Genomic DNA, 18,223 nt, shown 5'->3' with positions numbered 1-18,223 from the left:
ATTCGAGCGGCCTCGGTGGCCGAGCACCGGACGATGCAGCGCGGCGCCCTGCTGGACGCCGCGCGTTCCCTGCTGTCCGAGGGTGGTACGGAGGCGCTGACCTTCCCCGCCCTCGCCGAGCGCACGGGCCTCGCCCGCTCGTCCGTGTACGAGTACTTCCGCTCGCGCGCCGCCGTGGTCGAAGAGCTGTGCGCCGTCGACTTCCCCCTCTGGGCCGCCGAGGTCGAGGCCGCCATGGCCCGCGCCGAAGCCCCCGAGGGCAAGGTCGAGGCATACGTCCGCAAGCAGCTCGAACTCGTCGGCGACCGCCGGCACCGGGCCGTCGTCGCCATCTCCGCGAGCGAACTCGACGACGGCGCCCGCGAGAAGATCCGCGCCGCCCACGGCGGACTCGTCGCCATGATCGTCGAAGCCCTCGCCGCCCTCGGCCACCCCCGGCCCCGCCTCGGCGCCATGCTTCTCCAGGGCGTCGTCGACGCCGCCGTCCGCCGCATCGAACTCGGCGCCGCCGAGGACCCCACCGAGATCACCGAAGCCGCGGTCTCCATGGCTCTCCACGGCGCCACCGGCCCCGACCCCGCCGACCTCGGCGCCACCGGCCCCGACCCCGGCACCACCGGCCCCGACGCCTGACCGACGCCCGCCTAGCCCGGGACAGCTCCATCCGCCTCCCAGCCGACCCGCCCTCACCCGGCCTGGCCCGATCCGGGGTCAGGCCGCCTCGCGGTCCTGCGCGCCCCTTTCCTCCCCCTGGGGGCCTCCCCCCTCCCCCCGCCCCCTCCCCCCGCCCCCCTTGTTCTTCGTGGGCGTGCTTCACCTCCGTGGGTGTGGGGGGACCGGGAGCAGGCGTGACGGTGTGCGGGGGGTGAGGAGGAGGGGGTTGAGGTAGGTGTCGGCGCGGAGGAGGCCCCAGTGGAGGCAGCTGGTGGGGCAGTGGTCGCCGGGGGTGACGTGGGCGAGGGGGGTGCCGGCGGGGACGGTGGTGCCGGTGGGGACGAGGGGGGTGACCGGGGAGAAAGTCGTGCGGAGTGGGGGTGTGCCCGTGCCGGGGAGGGTGAGGGTGAGGACGCCGCGACCGCCGACGGGACCGGCGAAGGTGACCGTGCCGGCGGTGGGGGCGAGGACCGGTGTGCCCGGTGGGGCGGCGAGGTCGATGCCGCGGTGGCCGGCGGCGTAGGGGCCGGGCGGGGGCTGCCAGCCGCGGACGATGTCGGGCGGTGCGGGGGTCACGGGCCAGGTCAGGGCTGCCGTGAGGGCGAGGATCGTCAGTGCGCTCATGGGGTCAGGCTGCCCGGGAGGGACGGGCCGTGGCGGGGGAGCGGGGGTTCTGTGGACAACCGTGCGGCTGTGGACAGCGGCGTCACCCGACCGTGGGGTCACCGGGCCTCCCGGGGTCCCGTACACTTCCTATGGCGATCCGGGTCACCGGGTCGACTTCGCACGCCCCGCCACCGGTCTCCTCGGCGGGTGGCAGCGCCTTTCGGTCCCTTGTGGGCATGGCGCGCCGGGGCGTCAGGAACACAACCGAGAAACCCAAGGAGATACGGCCATGGCCGTCGTCACGATGCGGGAGCTGCTGGAGAGCGGCGTCCACTTCGGTCACCAGACCCGTCGCTGGAACCCGAAGATGAAGCGTTTCATCTTCACCGAGCGCAACGGCATCTACATCATCGACCTGCTCCAGTCGCTGTCGTACATCGACCGCGCCTACGAGTTCGTCAAGGAGACCGTCGCCCACGGCGGCTCCATCATGTTCGTCGGTACGAAGAAGCAGGCCCAGGAGGCCATCGCCGAGCAGGCGACCCGCGTCGGCATGCCGTACGTGAACCAGCGCTGGCTGGGCGGCATGCTCACCAACTTCTCGACCGTCTACAAGCGTCTGCAGCGCCTCAAGGAGCTCGAGCAGATCGACTTCGAGGACGTGGCCGCGTCGGGCCTCACCAAGAAGGAGCTCCTGGTCCTCTCCCGCGAGAAGGCCAAGCTGGAGAAGACCCTCGGTGGTATCCGCGAGATGCAGAAGGTGCCGAGCGCCGTCTGGATCGTCGACACCAAGAAGGAGCACATCGCCGTCGGTGAGGCGCGCAAGCTCCACATCCCGGTCGTCGCGATCCTCGACACCAACTGCGACCCCGACGAGGTCGACTACAAGATCCCGGGCAACGACGACGCGATCCGCTCCGTCACCCTGCTCACCCGCGTGATCGCCGACGCCGTCGCCGAGGGCCTCATCGCCCGTTCCGGCGCCGCGACCGGTGACTCGAAGCCGGGCGAGAAGGCCGCGGGCGAGCCGCTCGCCGAGTGGGAGCGCGACCTGCTCGAGGGCGACAAGAAGGCCGACGAGGCCGCCGCCGAGAAGCCGGCCGAGGCCGCTGCCGAGGCTCCGGCCGCGGAGGTCGCCGAGGCCCCGGAGGCCGAGGCCACCGAGGCTCCGGCCGCGGACGCCGAGCAGGCCTGACCCTTCAGGTCCCTGAGGACCTTCGGGTGACGACGGCGGAGGCCCACGAAGCCTCCGCCGTCCACCCGTGGACCCGCCCGATCTTTCAGACTTCGAGAGAGAAACAGACTCATGGCGAACTACACCGCCGCTGACGTCAAGAAGCTCCGCGAGCTCACCGGCGCCGGCATGATGGACTGCAAGAAGGCCCTGGACGAGGCCGACGGCGACGTCGACAAGGCCGTCGAGGCCCTGCGCATCAAGGGCCAGAAGGGTGTCGCCAAGCGTGAGGGCCGCTCCGCCGAGAACGGCGCCGTGGTCTCCCTCATCGCCGACGACAACACCTCCGGTGTCCTGGTCGAGCTGAAGTGCGAGACGGACTTCGTCGCCAAGGGCGAGAAGTTCCTGGCCGTCGCCAACGCGCTCGCCGCGCACGTCGCCGCCACCTCCCCGGCCGACATCGACGCCCTGCTGGCCTCGGAGATCGAGCCCGGCAAGACCGTCCAGGCGTTCGTGGACGAGGCCAACGCCAACCTCGGCGAGAAGATCGTCCTGGACCGCTTCGCGCAGTACGCCGACGGTTACGTCTCCGCGTACATGCACCGCACCATGCCCGACCTGCCGCCGCAGATCGGTGTCCTGGTGGAGCTGGACAAGGAGGACGCCGCGGTCGCCAAGGGTGTCGCCCAGCACATCGCCGCGTTCGCCCCGAAGTACCTCTCCAAGGAGGACGTCCCGGCCGAGGTCGTCGAGACCGAGCGCCGCGTCGCCGAGGAGACCACCCGCGCCGAGGGCAAGCCCGAGGCCGCGCTCCCCAAGATCGTCGAGGGTCGCCTCAACGGCTTCTTCAAGGACGCGACGCTGCTCGGCCAGCCGTACGCCCTGGACAACAAGAAGACTGTCCAGCAGATCCTGGACGAGGCCGGTGTCACCCTGAAGCGCTTCTCGCGCATCAAGGTCGGCATCTGAGTCCGCTCGCGTACGCGACGGACACCGGACCCCGGTAGGGTCTGAAGCAGTCGTCCGCGCCCGCGCAGGACGACCGCAGATCTGACGAGGAGGCCATTGCCGCACGGGACACCCACGAGGACCCCAGGCAATGGCCTTCTTCGTATGTGCACGAGGAGATCTCCATGAATCAGGGCGCCGTACAGGGCGACGACAACAACGGCAAAAAGGCCGGCCGCTACATGCTGAAGCTGTCCGGGGAGGCCTTCTCCGGCGGTACCGGCCTGGGCGTCGACCCCGACGTCGTGCACGCCATCGCGCGCGAGATCGCGGCAGTCGTCCGCGACGGCGCGGAGATCGCGATCGTGATCGGCGGCGGAAACTTCTTCCGCGGAGCCGAACTCCAGCAGCGCGGCATGGACCGGGCCCGGTCCGACTACATGGGCATGCTCGGCACCGTGATGAACTGCCTCGCCCTCCAGGACTTCCTGGAGAAGGAGGGCATCGACTCGCGCGTCCAGACCGCCATCACCATGGGCCAGGTCGCCGAGCCGTACATCCCGCTGCGCGCCGTGCGCCACCTGGAGAAGGGCCGCGTCGTCATCTTCGGCGCCGGTATGGGCATGCCGTACTTCTCCACGGACACCACGGCCGCCCAGCGTGCCCTGGAGATCGACGCCGAGGCCCTGCTCATGGGCAAGAACGGTGTGGACGGCGTCTACGACTCCGACCCCAAGGCCAACCCCGACGCGGTCAAGTTCGACGCGCTGGAGTACGGCGAGGTGCTCTCCCGCGACCTGAAGGTCGCCGACGCCACCGCCATCACCCTGTGCCGGGACAACAATCTCCCGATCCTCGTCTTCGAACTGCTCACCGAGGGCAATATCGCCCGCGCGGTGAAGGGTGAGAAGATCGGCACGCTCGTGAGCGACCAGGGCACCCGGGCCTGACCCGAACCGGGAACCGCCCCGCCAGGGGCTGGACGACAGCCCTGCCGGTCGTACACCGTGCAGGACACAACGCGACGACACGCAGGAGCAACTGGTGATCGAAGAGACCCTCCTCGAGGCCGAGGAGAAGATGGAGAAGGCCGTCGTGGTCGCCAAGGAGGACTTCGCCGCGATCCGCACCGGCCGTGCGCACCCGGCGATGTTCAACAAGATCGTGGCGGACTACTACGGTGCCATCACCCCCATCAACCAGCTGGCGTCGTTCTCCGTCCCGGAGCCGCGCATGGCCGTGGTGACCCCGTTCGACAAGAGCGCGCTGCGCAACATCGAGCAGGCGATCCGGGACTCGGACCTCGGCGTCAACCCGAGCAACGACGGCAACATCATCCGGGTGGTGTTCCCCGAGCTGACGGAGGAGCGCCGCCGCGAGTACATCAAGGTCGCCAAGGGCAAGGCCGAGGACTCGAAGATCTCGATCCGCTCGGTGCGCCGCAAGGCCAAGGAGTCCATCGACAAGCTCGTGAAGGACGGCGAGGTCGGCGAGGACGAGGGCCGCCGCGCCGAGAAGGAGCTCGACGACACCACCGCGAAGTACGTCGCGCAGGTGGACGAGCTGCTCAAGCACAAGGAAGCCGAGCTGCTCGAGGTCTGATGAACGACTCTTCCTGGGGGTCGCCGGCCGGAGCCGGCTTCGGCGGACCCGACCAGGGGCCTGCCCCGGCGGGTCCCGCACACGATCGGCAGGAGGCGTCGCAGACTCGCCCCATGCCCATCGTGCCCGACGTTCCCGCCGGCGGATTCCAGGACGGACACGGCCGGGGGGCCGCCCACACGGGCGGTCCCCTGTTCCGTGACGGGGGACCGCACGAGCACCCGCAGGAGCCCATGTCCAGCCCCACCCCCCCTCCGCCGCCCGGGTCCGGGACGCCACGGCAGAAGAAGAGCGCGGGGCGGGACCTGGGCGCGGCCATAGGGGTCGGAGTCGGTCTCGGCGCCGTCGTCATCGCCTCGCTGTTCGTCTGGCCGCCGGCGTTCGTCGGCGTCATAGCGATCGCCGTGGTGGTCGGGCTCTGGGAGCTCACCTCCCGTCTCCAGGAGCGCAAGGAGATCAAGGCGCCGCTGGTGCCGCTCGCCGTCGGCGGCGCGGCGATGGTCGTCGCCGGTTTCGTGCGCGGACCGGAGGGCGCGTGGGTCGCGATGGCCCTGACCGCGCTCGCGGTGCTGGTGTGGCGGATGACGGAGCCCCCCGAGGGCTATCTGAAGGACGTCACGGCCGGTGTCTTCGCCGCGTTCTACGTGCCGTTCCTGGCGACGTTCGTGGCGCTGCTGCTCACGGCGGACGACGGGCCGTGGCGGGTGCTGACGTTCCTGCTGCTGACGGTCGTCAGCGACACGGGGGCGTACGCGATCGGCTGGCGGTTCGGGAAGCACAAGCTGGCCCCGCGGATCAGCCCCGGCAAGACCCGGGAGGGGCTGGTCGGCGCGGTGACGTTCGCGATGGCGGCGGGCGCGCTGTGCATGGAGTTCCTGATCGACGGCGGCACCTGGTGGCAGGGGCTGCTGCTGGGCCTGGCGGTGGCGGCGAGCGCGACGCTCGGTGACCTCGGCGAGTCGATGATCAAGCGGGACCTCGGCATCAAGGACATGGGCACGCTGCTGCCGGGGCACGGCGGCATCATGGACCGGCTGGACTCGCTGCTGCCGACGGCACCGGTGGTGTGGCTGCTGCTGGGACTGTTCGTCGGAACGGGTTGACGGACAGCGGGTACTCTGGAAGGGCTCGTGGCGCGTGGCGCCGCGGGCCCTTCGTAGTCCCCCGCCGCTGCGGGGGGTGATCCAGAGGTCTCCCGGCCCCGGCGCCCTGCCGCCGTGCTCGCCGTGCCACCCGCCGTCGCGGGGGCGGACCTCAGTCGTTTTGAGGAGACGCCCGACGTGGCCCGTCCGCTTCCCGGAGAACTCACTTTCGTCGCCCCGCGCGGAGCCAAGCAGCCGCCGCGGCACCTCGCCGACCTCTCGCCCGCCGAGCGGAAGGAGGCGGTCGCGGCGATCGGCGAGAAGCCGTTCCGCGCCAAGCAGCTGTCGACGCACTACTTCGCGCGGTACGCGCACGATCCCGCGGCGTGGACCGACATCCCGGCCGCGTCGCGGGAGAAGCTGGCGGCGGAGCTGCTGCCGGACCTGATGTCGGTGGTGCGGCACGTGTCGTGCGACGACGACACCACCCGTAAGACGCTGTGGCGGCTGCACGACGGCACGCTCGTCGAGTCGGTGCTCATGCGCTACCCGGACCGGGTGACGATGTGCATCTCCTCGCAGGCCGGCTGCGGCATGAACTGTCCGTTCTGCGCCACCGGGCAGGCCGGTCTCGACCGGAACCTGTCGACCGCGGAGATCGTGCACCAGATCGTGGACGGCATGCGGGCGCTGCGCGACGGGGAGGTCCCCGGCGGGCCGGCGCGGCTGTCGAACATCGTGTTCATGGGGATGGGCGAGCCGCTGGCGAACTACAAGCGGGTCGTCGGCGCGATCCGCCGGCTCACCGACCCGGAGCCGGACGGACTCGGCCTGTCGCAGCGCGGGATCACCGTGTCCACGGTCGGCCTGGTGCCCGCGATGCTGCGGTTCGCCGACGAGGGCTTCAAGTGCCGTCTGGCGGTCTCGCTGCACGCGCCGGACGACGAGCTGCGCGACACGCTCGTGCCGGTGAACACGCGGTGGAAGGTGCGGGAGGTCCTCGACGCGGCGTGGGAGTACGCGGAGAAGTCCGGGCGCCGGATCTCCATCGAGTACGCCCTCATCCGGGACATCAACGACCAGGCGTGGCGGGGTGACCTGCTGGGCCGGCTGCTGAAGGGCAAGCGGGTGCACGTCAACCTGATCCCGCTGAACCCGACCCCGGGTTCGAAGTGGACGGCGTCCCGGCCCGAGGACGAGAAGGCGTTCGTCGAGGCGATCGCCGCCCACGGTGTTCCGGTGACCGTCCGGGACACCCGTGGCCAGGAGATCGACGGCGCCTGTGGACAGCTCGCGGCGTCCGAGCGCTGACCTTGTACTCTGTGCTCGAACACATCTGCATATTCCGACAGGGGAGCGCCACAGCGCTGAGAGTGCGGTGACCGTCAGACCGCAGACCCTCTGAACCTCGCCCAGGTCATTCTGGGTAGGAAGTTCGGTCGTTAACTCGAGCTGTTGCGCCCTGCCCGCGTCCGGTCCGCCGGTCGCGGGCAGGGCCGCGTCTCTTCCTGGTCACCCCCAGGAGGAATCCAGTGAGCACCAAGAAGTACGCCGCCGTCGCGCTGGTCGCGGCGCTCGGTGTGACGAGCCTGGCCGCCTGCTCCACCGAGGACGCCCGCGAGGCCGCGGGCAAGAGCGGTGGGCCGGCGCCGAAGACCGTGACGCTCGTGAGCCACGACTCGTTCAACGCCTCCAAGGAGGTGCTGGCCGCCTTCACCAAGGAGACCGGTCTCACGGTCCGGGTCCTGAAGGCCGGGGACGCGGGCGAGGCCGTGAACAAGGAGATCCTGACCAAGGGCTCCCCGCAGGGCGACGTCTTCTTCGGCGTCGACAACACCCTGCTGTCCCGCGCCCTCGACAACGGGATCTTCGTGCCGTACGAGGCGAAGGGCCTGGACCGGGTGCCCGCCGCGTACCGGCTGGACGAGGAGCGGCGGGTCACGCCCGTCGACTCCGGCGACATCTGCGTCAACTACGACAAGAAGTTCTTCGCGGAGAAGAAGCTGGCGCCGCCGCGGACCTTCGACGACCTGGCGAAGCCGCAGTACAAGGACCTGCTGGTGGTGGAGAACCCCGAGCGGTCCTCCCCGGGCCTCGGTTTCCTGCTCGGCACGGTCGCCGCGTACGGCGACGAGGGCTGGCAGGACTATTGGAAGAAGCTGAAGGCCAACGGGGTGAAGACCGTCGACAGCTGGGAGCTCGCCTACAACCAGGAGTTCTCCGGCTCGGCCGGCGGCCGGCAGGCCAAGGGCGACCGGCCGCTCGTCGTCTCGTACGCCTCCAGCCCGCCCGTGGAGGTCCTCTACGGCGAGCCGCGGCCCAAGGAGGCCCCCACCGGGGTGTCGACCGGCACCTGCTTCCGGCAGATCGAGTTCGCGGGGCTGCTGAACGGGGCGAAGAACCCCGAGGGCGGCAAGAAGCTGATCGACTTCCTGATCTCGAAGACGTTCCAGGACGACATGCCGCTGCAGATGTTCGTCAACCCGGTGGCGAAGGACGCGAGCCTGCCGGAGCTGTTCACCCGGCACGGCGTGGTGGTCGAGCGGCCCGGGACGATGGCGCCGGAGAAGATCGCCGAGAAGCGTGACGGGTGGATCCGGCAGTGGTCGTCGCTCGTCCTGAAGTGACGCGCGGTCGCGGGGGGAGCGCGGCGCGGCTGGGCCTGATGGCCCTGCCGGTCGCCTTCTTCGCGGTCTTCTTCGCCTGGCCGGTCGTGTCGATCGTGGACCGGGGGCTGCGGCCCGACGGGTCGTGGCGGTTCGGCCGGATCGGCGAGACGCTGGGCCGGCCGGAGATCCTGGACGTGCTCGGCTTCACCGTGGGGCAGGCGGCGGCCTCCACCGGCCTTACGCTGCTGCTCGCGCTGCCGGGGGCGTACGTCTTTGCCCGCTTCGACTTTCCCGGCAAGGACGTGCTGCGGGCGGTCGTCACGGTGCCGTTCGTGCTGCCGACGGTGCTCGTCGGCACGGCGTTCCTCGCGGTCGTCGGCCGGGGCGGGCTGACGGACACGCTGTGGGGGGTGCGGCTCGACACGACGGTGTGGGCGATCCTCCTGGCTCATGTCTTCTTCAACTACGCGGTGGTCGTCCGGACCGTCGGCGGGCTGTGGGCGCAGCTCGACCCCCGGCAGGAGGAGGCGGCACGGGTCCTCGGCGCCTCCCGGTTCACGGCCTGGCGGACGGTGACGCTGCCGGCGCTGGTGCCCGCGGTGTCGGCGGCCGCGCTGATGGTGTTCCTGTTCACCTTCACCTCCTTCGGTGTCGTACAGATCCTCGGCGGGGACGCGTACACGACGCTGGAGGCGGAGATCTACCGGCAGACGGCCCGGCTGCTGGACCTGCCGACCGCCGCCGTGCTCACGCTGACGCAGTTCGTGGCGGTGGGCGTGATCCTCGGTGTGCACGCGTGGACGGTCCGCCGGCGGGAGACCGCGCTGCGGCTGGTGGCGGCGGAGCGGACCGCCCGCCGGCCGCGCGGCGCCGGGCAGTGGGCGCTGCTCGCGGGTGTACTGCTGACGGTGGCGCTGCTGATCCTGCTGCCGCTGGGCGTGCTCGTGGAGCGGTCCTTCGCCGGGCCGGACGGGTACGGGCTGCGCTACTACCGGGCGCTCGGCTCGCTGGACGCGACCGGTACCTTCCTGGTGCCGCCGCTGGAGGCGATCGGGAACTCGCTGCGGTACGCGGCGGCGGCGACCGGCATCGCGGTGCTGGTCGGCGGCCTCGCGGCGGCGGCGCTCACCCGGAGGGCGGGGCGTCTCGTGCGCGGCTTCGACGCGCTGCTGATGCTGCCGCTCGGGGTGTCGGCGGTGACCGTCGGTTTCGGTTTCCTCATCACGCTCGACGAGCCGCCGTTCGATCTGCGGGCCAGCTGGATCCTGGTGCCGCTCGCGCAGGCCCTGGTCGGGGTGCCGTTCGTGGTGCGGACGATGCTGCCGGTGCTGCGGGCGGTGGACGAGCGGCTGCGGGAGGCGGCGGCCGTGCTCGGCGCCTCGCCGTGGCGGGCCTGGCGGGAGGTGGACCTGCCGATGGTGCGGCGGGCGCTGCTCGTCGCGTCCGGGTTCGCCTTCGCCGTCTCGCTCGGCGAGTTCGGCGCGACGGTCTTCATCGCCCGGCCGGACAGTCCGACGCTGCCGGTGGCGGTGGCACGGCTGCTGGGCCGGCCCGGTGAGCTCAACTACGGGCAGGCGATGGCCCTGTCGACGATTCTGATGGTGGTGTGCGCGGTGTCCCTGCTGCTGCTCGAACGGCTGCGGACCGACCGGACCACCGGGGAGTTCTGATGCTGACACTCGACGGCGCGACCGTACGGTACGGGGCGCGGGCCGTGCTCGACGGCGTGGACCTGGTGGTCGCCGAGCACGAGATCGTCTGTGTGCTGGGCCCCAGCGGCAGCGGCAAGTCGACGCTGCTGCGGGCGGTGGCGGGGCTGCGGGACCTGGACGCGGGCCGGGTGCTGCTGGGCGGCGCCGACCAGGCGGGCGTGCCGACGCACCGGCGGGGCGTGGGGCTCATGTTCCAGGACCACCAGCTGTTCCCGCAGCGGGACGTGGCGGGGAACGTGGAGTTCGGCCTGCGGATGCGGGGCGTGGACCGCGCCGAGCGGGAGGGGCGGGTGGCGGAGCTGCTCGACCTGGTGGGTCTGCCCGGCGCGCAGCGGCGGGCGGTCGCCTCCCTGTCCGGTGGCGAGCAGCAGCGGGTGGCGCTGGCCCGGGCGCTGGCCCCCCGGCCCCGGCTCCTCATGCTGGACGAGCCGCTCGGGCAGCTGGACCGGGGGCTGCGGGAGCGGCTCGTGGTGGAGCTGCGGCACCTCTTCGGGCGGCTGGGGACGACGGTCCTGGCCGTCACTCACGACCAGGGGGAGGCGTTCGCGCTGGCCGACCGGGTCGTGGTGATGCGGGAGGGCCGGATCGCGCAGTCGGGGACGCCGGTGGAGGTGTGGCAGCGGCCCGCCTCCGCGTTCGTGGCGCGTTTCCTCGGTTTCGACAACGTGGTGCCCGCCACGGTCGCCGGCACGGAGGCGCGCACGGTGTGGGGCCCCGTCCCGGTCCCGCCCGGCTCCCCGCAGGGCGACCGCACCCTCCTCGTCCGCCCGGCGGGCGTCCGACTCACCGCCCCCGGCACCGGCCTGACCTGCCGTGTCGCCGCCCGCACCTTCCGCGGCCTGCACGTCTCGGTCACCCTCACCCCACCCGCCGGCCCTCCGCTGGAGGCCACGTTCCCCCTGGGCGACGTGCCCGCCGAGGACGCCGAGATCTCCGTCGCGTTCCGCCCGGAGGACGTGGTGGTCCTCGACGAGGAGCCCCGGACCGGGCCGTAGGCCTCCCCTCTCAGCCGGTCAGGGGGAGCGCCGCCAGCGTGCCGACCAGCCAGGTCACCGGCAGGAACACGGCGAGGAGGACACCGGCCCGCATCAGGGCGGCCGTGCGCAGGACGGTGGGTGGTGCGCCGAGCCGCAGGAGCGCCTCGGTGGTGCGGGCGCGGTACTGGCGGGACTCCAGGGCCGCGGTGAGCAGTGTCGCCGTGGTGCAGACGACGATCAGGAGCGCGCCGAGGCCGGTGAGCGGCCCGAACGCGTCGGTGCCGGGGCCCGAGGCGTACACCGTGGCCGCCGCGATCAGGGCCGAGAGGACCGCGCCGACCACGCCGAGCGGGCGGCCGATGCGCGGGGCCTCGTCCATGAGGACCCGGCCCGCGAGGAGCCGTACCGCGCCGGGCCGGAACGCCTGGAGGAGGCGTCCGCAGCCGTGGGCGATGCCCGGCCCGGCCGTGGCGAGGCCGATCGCGGTGAGGACCCAGCCGGCGAGGACGCCGGTGGGGCTGCCGTCGAAGCGGCCCGGCAGGGGCAGGCCGCTCCCGCCGCCGCCCCGGGCCGCGTACGTCTCGGCGGCGAGGCCGACCGCGACCAAGGCGACGCCCCACGGCAGCCCGGAGGGCAGGGTCCGCTCGGCGCCCCGGGGGGCGGGGGCGTCGGTGCGGCCCGGGCGGAGCGCCAGGCCGGCCGCCGTGGTGGCGGCGGCGGGCGGGAGCGCGAGCAGGGTGAGGGCGGCGGCGACGGGGACGGGCCGGTCGGCGGCGAGGAGTCCGGCCGCCGCCCCGTCGAAGGGCAGGCCGGTGAGGTCGCCGCGCAGGTGCAGGTAGAGGAGGAGCGCGACCGCGGAGCCGAGCGTGCAGGCGACCGCGGTGGAGGCCGCGGCGACGGCGGTGAGCCGGGCGGGGCCGAGCCCGACGGCGGAGAGGCCGGGCCGGGGCCGGACGCTCGGGTCGGTGCGGGCGACGGCGACGGCGAACTGGACGGTGGCCGCCAGCGGCAGCGCGCACCACAGCAGCCGCAGGGCGGAGGCCGGGGACCGGTCGGGGTGGCCGACGGCGTATCCGAGCGTGCACAGGAGCAGGAAGCCGACCCCGGCGGTCGCCGCGGCGACGAGCAGCCGCCGCAGCTGGACGACGGGACGGGTGCCGCGGACTAGACGGAGAGCGAGCACGCCGTGACGCCCTCCGCACCGGACGACGGGGGTACGGCGCCGGCCCGGCGTCCGTCGAGCAGGGCGACCGTGCGGTCGGCGAGGGCCGCGATCCCGTCGTCGTGGGTGGCGAGGACGACGGTGATGCCGTGCGAGCGGGCGGCCGCCGTGAGGGTGCGGAGCACCAGGGCGCCGTCGGCCCGGTGCAGGGCGGCGGTCGGCTCGTCGGCGAAGAGGACGGCCGGGGTGGTGACGAGCGCGCGGGCGAGCGCGATCCGCTGGCGCTGCGACAGGGTGAGGGCGTGCGGGCGGGTCCGGGCGGTGTCGCCGATGTCGAGCCGGTCGAGCCACTCGCCGGCGGCGGTCCGCGCGGCGCGGTGGGACACCCCGCCCAGGAGCAGGGGGAGGGCGGCGTTCTCCCAGCCGGTGAGTTCGGGGACCAGACCGGGCTCGGGGCCGATCCAGCCGAAGCGGTCGCGGCGGAGCCGTTCGCGCTGGGCGCGGCCGAGGGTGTGCACGGGGGAGCTGTTGAACCAGACCTCGCCCTGCTGGGGGACGAGCTGACCGGAGAGGCAGCGCAGGAGGGTCGTCTTGCCGCTGCCGCGCGGGCCGGTCAGGGCCAGGATCTCGCCCTCACGGACGCCGAGGGAGACGCCGCTGAGGGCGTCGGAGCCGTCCAGGGCGCAGTGCAGGGAACGCGCCCAGAGCACGTCGTTGTCCGGTGGGGCCACCATCGCGTACACCTCGATGTCGGATCTGATGCGTCGTCCCCCGTTTCCCCCGTGTTCCGCCGTACGGGGGAACGAGGGGACGGGCCAGTGGGTCACTCGGCACCGTAAGGAGTCGCGTCCGCGTGTCCGGACAGCACGCGGCCCGGGCCGCCGCCATCCACTCGGATGGCGGCACGCCCGGGCCGGGGTCACGCCGTGAGGGCGGCGTGATGCTTCGGGAGGATCAGAGCTTCGTCCACGCCTCGGTGAGGGTGGCGCGGAGGATCGACTCGATCTCGTCGAAGGTGGACTGGTCCGAGATCAGCGGCGGAGCCAGCTGGATGACCGGGTCGCCACGGTCGTCGGCACGGCAGTACAGGCCGTTGTCGAACAGCGCCTTGGAGAGGAAGCCGTAGAGGACGCGCTCGGTCTCCTCGTCGTTGAAGGACTCCTTGGTGGCCTTGTCCTTCACGAGCTCGATGCCGTAGAAGAAGCCGTTGCCGCGGACGTCGCCGACGATCGGCAGGTCGTGCAGCTTCTGCAGGGTCGACAGGAAGTTGCCCTCGTTGTCGAGCACGTGCTGGTTGAGCTTCTCCTTCTCGAACAGGTCGAGGTTGGCGATGCCCACGGCCGCGGAGACCGGGTGGCCGCCGAAGGTGTAGCCGTGCAGGAAGGTGTTGTCACCCTTGTAGAACGGCTCGGCCAGGCGGTCGGAGATGATGCACGCGCCGATCGGGGAGTAGCCCGAGGTCATGCCCTTGGCGCAGGTGATCATGTCCGGCACGTAGCCGAACTTGTCGCAGGCGAAGGTGGTGCCGAGGCGGCCGAAGGCGCAGATGACCTCGTCGGAGACGAGCAGCACGTCGTACTGGTCGCAGATCTCGCGGACCCGCTTGAAGTACCCGGGCGGCGGCGGGAAGCAGCCGCCGGCGTTCTGCACCGGCTCCAGGAAGACCGCGGCGACGGTGTCCGGGCCCTCGAACAGGATCTGCTGCTCGATCTGGTCGGCGGCCCAGCGGCCGAAGGCCTCCGGGTCGTCGCCGAACAGCGGCGCGCGGTAGATGTTGGTGTTCGGCACCTTGTGCGCGCCGGGGACCAGCGGCTCGAAGGGGGCCTTCAGGCCCGGCAGGCCCGTGATGGACAGGGCGCCCTGCGGGGTGCCGTGGTAGGCGACCGCGCGCGAGATGACCTTGTACTTGGTGGGCTTGCCGACCAGCTTGAAGTACTGCTTGGCGAGCTTCCACGCGGTCTCGACGGCCTCGCCGCCACCGGTGGTGAAGAAGACCTTGTTGAGGTCGCCGGGGGCCTCGTTCGCGAGGCGCTCGGCCAGCTCGACGGCCTTCGGGTGGGCGTAGGACCACACCGGGAAGAAGGCGAGCTCCTGGGCCTGCTTGGCGGCCACCTGGGCAAGCTCGCCGCGGCCGTGTCCGGCCTGGACCACGAACAGGCCGGCGAGGCCGTCGAGGTACTTCCTGCCCTTGTCGTCCCAGATGTAGGTGCCTTCACCGCGGACGATGGTCGGCACGGGGTTGTTCTCGTACGACGACATGCGGGTGAAGTGCATCCACAGGTGGTCGTATGCGGACTTGGAGAGATCGCTGCGGGAGTTGCTCACGGCTATCGGGTTCCCCACATGTAGGTCTGCTTCTTGAGCTTGAGGTAGACGAAGCTCTCGGTGGAGCGCACGCCGGGGAGAGTGCGGATGCGCCGGTTGATCACTTCCAGGAGGTGGTCGTCGTCCTCGCAGACGATCTCCACCATCAGGTCGAAGGAGCCCGCGGTCATCACCACGTACTCGCATTCGGCCATGGCCGTCAGCGCGTCCGCGACCGGATCCAGGTCACCCTCGACGTTGATGCCGACCATCGCCTGCCGCCGGAAGCCCACGGTGAGCGGGTCGGTGACGGCGACGATCTGCATGACGCCCTGGTCGAGCAGCTTCTGGACGCGCTGTCGCACGGCCGCTTCGGAGAGGCCGACGGCCTTGCCGATGGCGGCGTAGGGACGGCGTCCGTCCTGCTGGAGCTGTTCGATGATCGCCAGGGAGACGGCATCGATCGTCGGGGACGAACCGGTTCCGGTTCTCGGGTCTGTGCTTCGACTGGCCACGTCTTCACTGTGCACCGAGATTGTCAGTCTTGCAAGCCGGGAGTGATGAAATCCGTTGCGAGAGGGTCTTGATCTCACTGATTCCGAAGTTGAGGGGCCCTGGGCCTGTTGAAAGCGTCAGCCGAGCGACTACCCTGAGGTGTCTCGCCCATCGGGACGCGCACAAGGACGTGCGACGACAGAACGTGACAGGAGGGGTGGCAAGTGACCACCGAGCTGCGCCGGCTGCGCAACTACATCAACGGGGAGTTCCGGGACGCGGCCGACGGCCGCACGATCGACGTGATCAACCCGGCCACCGGTGAGGTGTACGCGACCTCCCCGCTCTCCGGCCAGGCCGACGTCGACGCCGCCATGGAGGCCGCCGCGGCCGCCTTCCCCGCCTGGCGCGACACCACGCCCGCCGAGCGCCAGAAGGTACTCCTCAAGATCGCCGACGCCTTCGAGGAGCGGGCCGAGGACCTCATCGCCGCCGAGGTCGAGAACACCGGCAAGCCGGTCGCTCTCACCGCGAGCGAGGAGATCCCGCCCATGGTGGACCAGATCCGCTTCTTCGCGGGTGCCGCCCGGATGCTCGAGGGCAAGTCCGCCGGCGAGTACATGGAGGGCATGACCTCGATCGTCCGCCGCGAGCCCGTGGGCGTCTGCGCCCAGGTCGCGCCGTGGAACTACCCGATGATGATGGCCGTGTGGAAGTTCGCCCCGGCGCTCGCCGCGGGCAACACCGTCGTCCTCAAGCCCTCGGACACGACCCCCGCGTCGACCGTCCTGATGGCCGAGATCATCGGGCAGATCGTCCCCAAGGGCGTCTTCAACGTGATCTGCGGCGACCGCGAGACCGGCCGGGCCATGGTCGAGCACCCGACCCCGGCGATGGCCTCCATCACCGGCTCGGTCCGCGCCGGCATGCAGGTCGCCGAGTCGGCGGCCAAGGACGTCAAGCGCGTCCACCTGGAGCTGGGCGGCAAGGCACCCGTCGTCGTCTTCGAGGACACCGACATCGAGAAGGCCGTCGAGGACATCTCGGTGGCCGGCTTCTTCAACGCCGGCCAGGACTGTACGGCCGCCACCCGCGTCCTCGTCCACGAGTCCATCCACGACGAGTTCGTCTCCGCCCTGGCGAAGGCCGCCGCCGGCACCAAGACGGGGCAGCCGGACGACGAGGACGTGCTGTACGGCCCGCTGAACAACGAGAACCAGCTCAAGCAGGTCTCCGGCTTCATCGACCGCCTCCCGGCCCACGCCAAGGTCGAGGCCGGCGGCCACCGCGTCGGCGACAAGGGCTACTTCTACGCCCCGACCGTCGTCTCCGGCCTCAAGCAGGACGACGAGATCGTCCAGAACGAGGTCTTCGGCCCGGTCATCACGGTCCAGTCCTTCACGGACGAGGCCCAGGCCCTGGAGTTCGCCAACGGCGTCGAGTACGCCCTCGCCTCCTCCGTCTGGACCAAGGACCACCAGCGCGCGATGCGCATGTCCAAGGCCCTCGACTTCGGCTGCGTGTGGATCAACACCCACATCCCGCTCGTCGCCGAGATGCCCCACGGCGGCTACAAGAAGTCCGGCTACGGCAAGGACCTCTCCGCGTACGGCTTCGAGGACTACACGCGCATCAAGCACGTGATGACGTCCCTGGGCTGACCGGACAGCACCGAACGGGCGGCCGGGACCGAGGGTCCCGGCCGCCCGTTCGGCGTCCCCCGTTACTCGGGCAGGCCGTAGGCGGCGACCATCAGACCGAGGGCCGTCGGGTTCATGTCCTCGCCCTTGGCGTCCGTGGAGTTCACGGCGTACACCAGCGTGCGGGCGCCGTCGCGGGTCGACGCGACGGCAGCGTTGAACCCCCAGCGGCCCCCCGTCTTGCCCCACACCTCCCGCCCGCCCAGCCGCTTCATGGAGAGGCCCACGGAGTACGCGGCCGGGTCGCCCGTCTTCGCGTCCCGGACCTTCGGCAGGGTGAACATCTCCTCCAGGAGCGGGCCCCGCACCACCCGGCCCGCGAACAGGGCCCGGGTGAAGCGCTCCAGGTCGGCGGTGGTCGAGACGAGGTCGCCCGCCGCCCACGCGTCGGTCTGGCCCCACACCGACACGTCGCGCGGCCCCGTCGTACCGTCGGCGAGCCGCATCGTCTGGTAGCCGTGGTTGTACGGCCCCGCGATCAGCGGCGAGGCACCGGGCGCGTAGGTGTCGCGCAGGCCGAGGGGGCCGAGCACCAGGCGCTCCAGCTGGCGCTCGTAGGAGGTGCCGGTGACCCGTTCCACGATCAGGCCGGCGACCGTGTAGCCGATGTTGAGGTAGTGCTGCCGGGTGCCCGGCCGGAACTCGCGCGGCCGCGCCGTCGCCGAGCGGACCAGCTCCTCGGCCGTGTACCGGTCGAAGCGGTGCGCGTACGCCTCCTCGACGGTCCTGCGGGGGAGGGCGGCGGCCGGGATGCCGTGGGTGTGGTCGAGCAGCTGTCGTACCGTCACGGTCGCGTAGCGGCCGGGGATGAGCTCCGGCAGGTACGAGCGGGCCGTCCGGTCCAGGTCGACGCGGCCCTCCTCGGCGAGCCGGAGCACGGTCGCCGCGGTGAAGACCTTCGTCACCGAACCGATCCGGAACCGCCCGTCCGCGACCGCCGGGCTCATCGACTCCAGATCGCGCACGCCCGCGCCGCCCCGCCAGGAGCCCTCGGTGCCGCCGACCCGGACGAGCGCGGCCGTGGCGTCGGCGCGCGGCAGGCCCGCGATCACCGCGCTCAGGTCCGGGCTCGCCGGGCTCGCCGGGCTCGCCGGGCTCGCCGGGCTCGCGCTTCCGCCGCCCCCGCCGTCGCCGCCCCCGCTGCCGCCTGACTGCCGCAGCGCCGCCGTTCCGCTGCCGTACCGCCGGATCAACTGCC

Annotated in this window: 17 protein-coding genes; 11 read left to right on the top strand and 6 right to left on the bottom strand. The window is 71.8% G+C overall.

The features are described 5' to 3' along the window. Positions 1-15 precede the first annotated feature (15 nt). Positions 16-633, top strand: coding sequence for a TetR/AcrR family transcriptional regulator (locus ABTY40_RS26995; RefSeq protein WP_352061929.1), 618 nt, complete (start codon positions 16-18; stop codon positions 631-633). Positions 634-813: 180 nt separating this feature from the next. On the opposite strand, the gene ABTY40_RS26990 is transcribed toward ABTY40_RS26995, so the two are convergent. After that, on the bottom strand, positions 814-1,278 hold the full coding sequence (locus tag ABTY40_RS26990; protein ID WP_352061894.1) for a peptidoglycan DD-metalloendopeptidase family protein: 465 nt from the start codon (positions 1,276-1,278) through the stop codon (positions 814-816). Positions 1,279-1,549: 271 nt separating this feature from the next. On the opposite strand from ABTY40_RS26990, the gene rpsB reads away from it, so the two are divergent. The 9 genes from rpsB to ABTY40_RS26945 all read left to right on the top strand — a co-directional run bounded on the left by rpsB (position 1,550) and on the right by ABTY40_RS26945 (position 11,382). After that, positions 1,550-2,455 (top strand): 30S ribosomal protein S2, encoded by a 906-nt coding sequence (rpsB, locus tag ABTY40_RS26985; protein ID WP_352061893.1) that lies wholly within the window; start codon positions 1,550-1,552, stop codon positions 2,453-2,455. A 111-nt stretch (positions 2,456-2,566) separates the two neighbouring features. Beyond that, the gene (gene tsf, locus ABTY40_RS26980) at positions 2,567-3,403 is read left to right on the top strand and encodes a translation elongation factor Ts (RefSeq protein WP_345286998.1); all 837 of its coding nucleotides are present in this window, start codon (positions 2,567-2,569) and stop codon (positions 3,401-3,403) included. A gap of 164 nt (positions 3,404-3,567) precedes the next feature. Continuing rightward, positions 3,568-4,332: a UMP kinase gene (gene pyrH / locus ABTY40_RS26975; RefSeq protein WP_345286996.1), complete on the top strand. Its 765-nt coding sequence runs from the start codon at positions 3,568-3,570 to the stop codon at positions 4,330-4,332. A gap of 94 nt (positions 4,333-4,426) precedes the next feature. Beyond that, positions 4,427-4,984: a ribosome recycling factor gene (gene frr / locus ABTY40_RS26970; protein ID WP_055641105.1), complete on the top strand. Its 558-nt coding sequence runs from the start codon at positions 4,427-4,429 to the stop codon at positions 4,982-4,984. Continuing rightward, entirely contained in the window at positions 4,984-6,087 is a 1,104-nt protein-coding gene (locus tag ABTY40_RS26965) for a phosphatidate cytidylyltransferase (RefSeq protein WP_352061892.1), read from the top strand. The genes frr and ABTY40_RS26965 overlap by 1 nt, the downstream gene beginning before the upstream one ends. Before the next feature lie 177 nt (positions 6,088-6,264). Continuing rightward, positions 6,265-7,377, top strand: a complete 1,113-nt coding sequence (gene rlmN / locus ABTY40_RS26960; RefSeq protein ID WP_309052900.1) for a dual-specificity RNA methyltransferase RlmN — start codon at positions 6,265-6,267, stop codon at positions 7,375-7,377. A 221-nt stretch (positions 7,378-7,598) separates the two neighbouring features. Continuing rightward, the gene (locus ABTY40_RS26955) at positions 7,599-8,693 is read left to right on the top strand and encodes a thiamine ABC transporter substrate-binding protein (protein WP_352061891.1); all 1,095 of its coding nucleotides are present in this window, start codon (positions 7,599-7,601) and stop codon (positions 8,691-8,693) included. 38 nt (positions 8,694-8,731) lie between these two features. After that, positions 8,732-10,345, top strand: coding sequence for an ABC transporter permease (locus ABTY40_RS26950; RefSeq protein WP_352061890.1), 1,614 nt, complete (start codon positions 8,732-8,734; stop codon positions 10,343-10,345). Continuing rightward, entirely contained in the window at positions 10,345-11,382 is a 1,038-nt protein-coding gene (locus tag ABTY40_RS26945) for an ABC transporter ATP-binding protein (protein WP_352061889.1), read from the top strand. Before ABTY40_RS26950 ends, ABTY40_RS26945 begins: the two co-directional genes overlap by 1 nt. Before the next feature lie 10 nt (positions 11,383-11,392). Here the strand turns inward: ABTY40_RS26945 and ABTY40_RS26940 are convergent, their stop codons facing one another. From ABTY40_RS26940 to ABTY40_RS26925, 4 genes are all read right to left on the bottom strand, one after another. Then, the gene (locus ABTY40_RS26940) at positions 11,393-12,547 is read right to left on the bottom strand and encodes a hypothetical protein (protein WP_352061888.1); all 1,155 of its coding nucleotides are present in this window, start codon (positions 12,545-12,547) and stop codon (positions 11,393-11,395) included. Continuing rightward, on the bottom strand, positions 12,529-13,260 hold the full coding sequence (locus tag ABTY40_RS26935) for an ABC transporter ATP-binding protein (RefSeq protein ID WP_352061887.1): 732 nt from the start codon (positions 13,258-13,260) through the stop codon (positions 12,529-12,531). The genes ABTY40_RS26940 and ABTY40_RS26935 overlap by 19 nt, the downstream gene beginning before the upstream one ends. Before the next feature lie 220 nt (positions 13,261-13,480). Beyond that, positions 13,481-14,869, bottom strand: a complete 1,389-nt coding sequence (locus ABTY40_RS26930; protein ID WP_345286977.1) for an aspartate aminotransferase family protein — start codon at positions 14,867-14,869, stop codon at positions 13,481-13,483. After that, positions 14,854-15,345 carry an Lrp/AsnC family transcriptional regulator gene (locus ABTY40_RS26925; RefSeq protein ID WP_309053624.1) on the bottom strand — a complete coding sequence of 164 codons (492 nt, stop codon included), beginning with the start codon at positions 15,343-15,345 and terminating at the stop codon, positions 14,854-14,856. Before ABTY40_RS26925 ends, ABTY40_RS26930 begins: the two co-directional genes overlap by 16 nt. Before the next feature lie 204 nt (positions 15,346-15,549). Here ABTY40_RS26925 and ABTY40_RS26920 point away from each other — a divergent pair, with 204 nt between their 5' ends. Continuing rightward, a complete protein-coding gene (locus ABTY40_RS26920; RefSeq protein ID WP_352061886.1) occupies positions 15,550-16,986 on the top strand; it encodes a gamma-aminobutyraldehyde dehydrogenase in 1,437 nt (478 codons plus the stop codon). Between the two features lie 62 nt (positions 16,987-17,048). On the opposite strand, the gene ABTY40_RS26915 is transcribed toward ABTY40_RS26920, so the two are convergent. Further along, positions 17,049-18,185: a serine hydrolase domain-containing protein gene (locus ABTY40_RS26915; protein WP_502990689.1), complete on the bottom strand. Its 1,137-nt coding sequence runs from the start codon at positions 18,183-18,185 to the stop codon at positions 17,049-17,051. Positions 18,186-18,223: the final 38 nt, after the last annotated feature.

The organism is Streptomyces sp. NPDC126503 (assembly GCF_040302405.1).
Taxonomy (GTDB): domain Bacteria; phylum Actinomycetota; class Actinomycetes; order Streptomycetales; family Streptomycetaceae; genus Streptomyces; species Streptomyces gulbargensis.
Note: the sequence above shows the minus strand (reverse complement) of the source record. Positions and strands in the feature narration are given on the sequence as shown.

What these genes read in the sequence shown, in the direction of transcription:
- ABTY40_RS26990 (WP_352061894.1), bottom strand. Translation starts at nt 1,278, where the DNA reads ATGAGCGCACTGACGATCCTCGCCCTCACGGCAGCCCTGACCTGGCCC.
- rpsB (WP_352061893.1), top strand. Translation starts at nt 1,550, where the DNA reads ATGGCCGTCGTCACGATGCGGGAGCTGCTGGAGAGCGGCGTCCACTTC.
- tsf (WP_345286998.1), top strand. Translation starts at nt 2,567, where the DNA reads ATGGCGAACTACACCGCCGCTGACGTCAAGAAGCTCCGCGAGCTCACC.
- pyrH (WP_345286996.1), top strand. Translation starts at nt 3,568, where the DNA reads ATGAATCAGGGCGCCGTACAGGGCGACGACAACAACGGCAAAAAGGCC.
- ABTY40_RS26965 (WP_352061892.1), top strand. Translation starts at nt 4,984, where the DNA reads ATGAACGACTCTTCCTGGGGGTCGCCGGCCGGAGCCGGCTTCGGCGGA.
- ABTY40_RS26950 (WP_352061890.1), top strand. Translation starts at nt 8,732, where the DNA reads ATGGCCCTGCCGGTCGCCTTCTTCGCGGTCTTCTTCGCCTGGCCGGTC.
- ABTY40_RS26945 (WP_352061889.1), top strand. Translation starts at nt 10,345, where the DNA reads ATGCTGACACTCGACGGCGCGACCGTACGGTACGGGGCGCGGGCCGTG.
- ABTY40_RS26935 (WP_352061887.1), bottom strand. Translation starts at nt 13,260, where the DNA reads ATGGTGGCCCCACCGGACAACGACGTGCTCTGGGCGCGTTCCCTGCAC.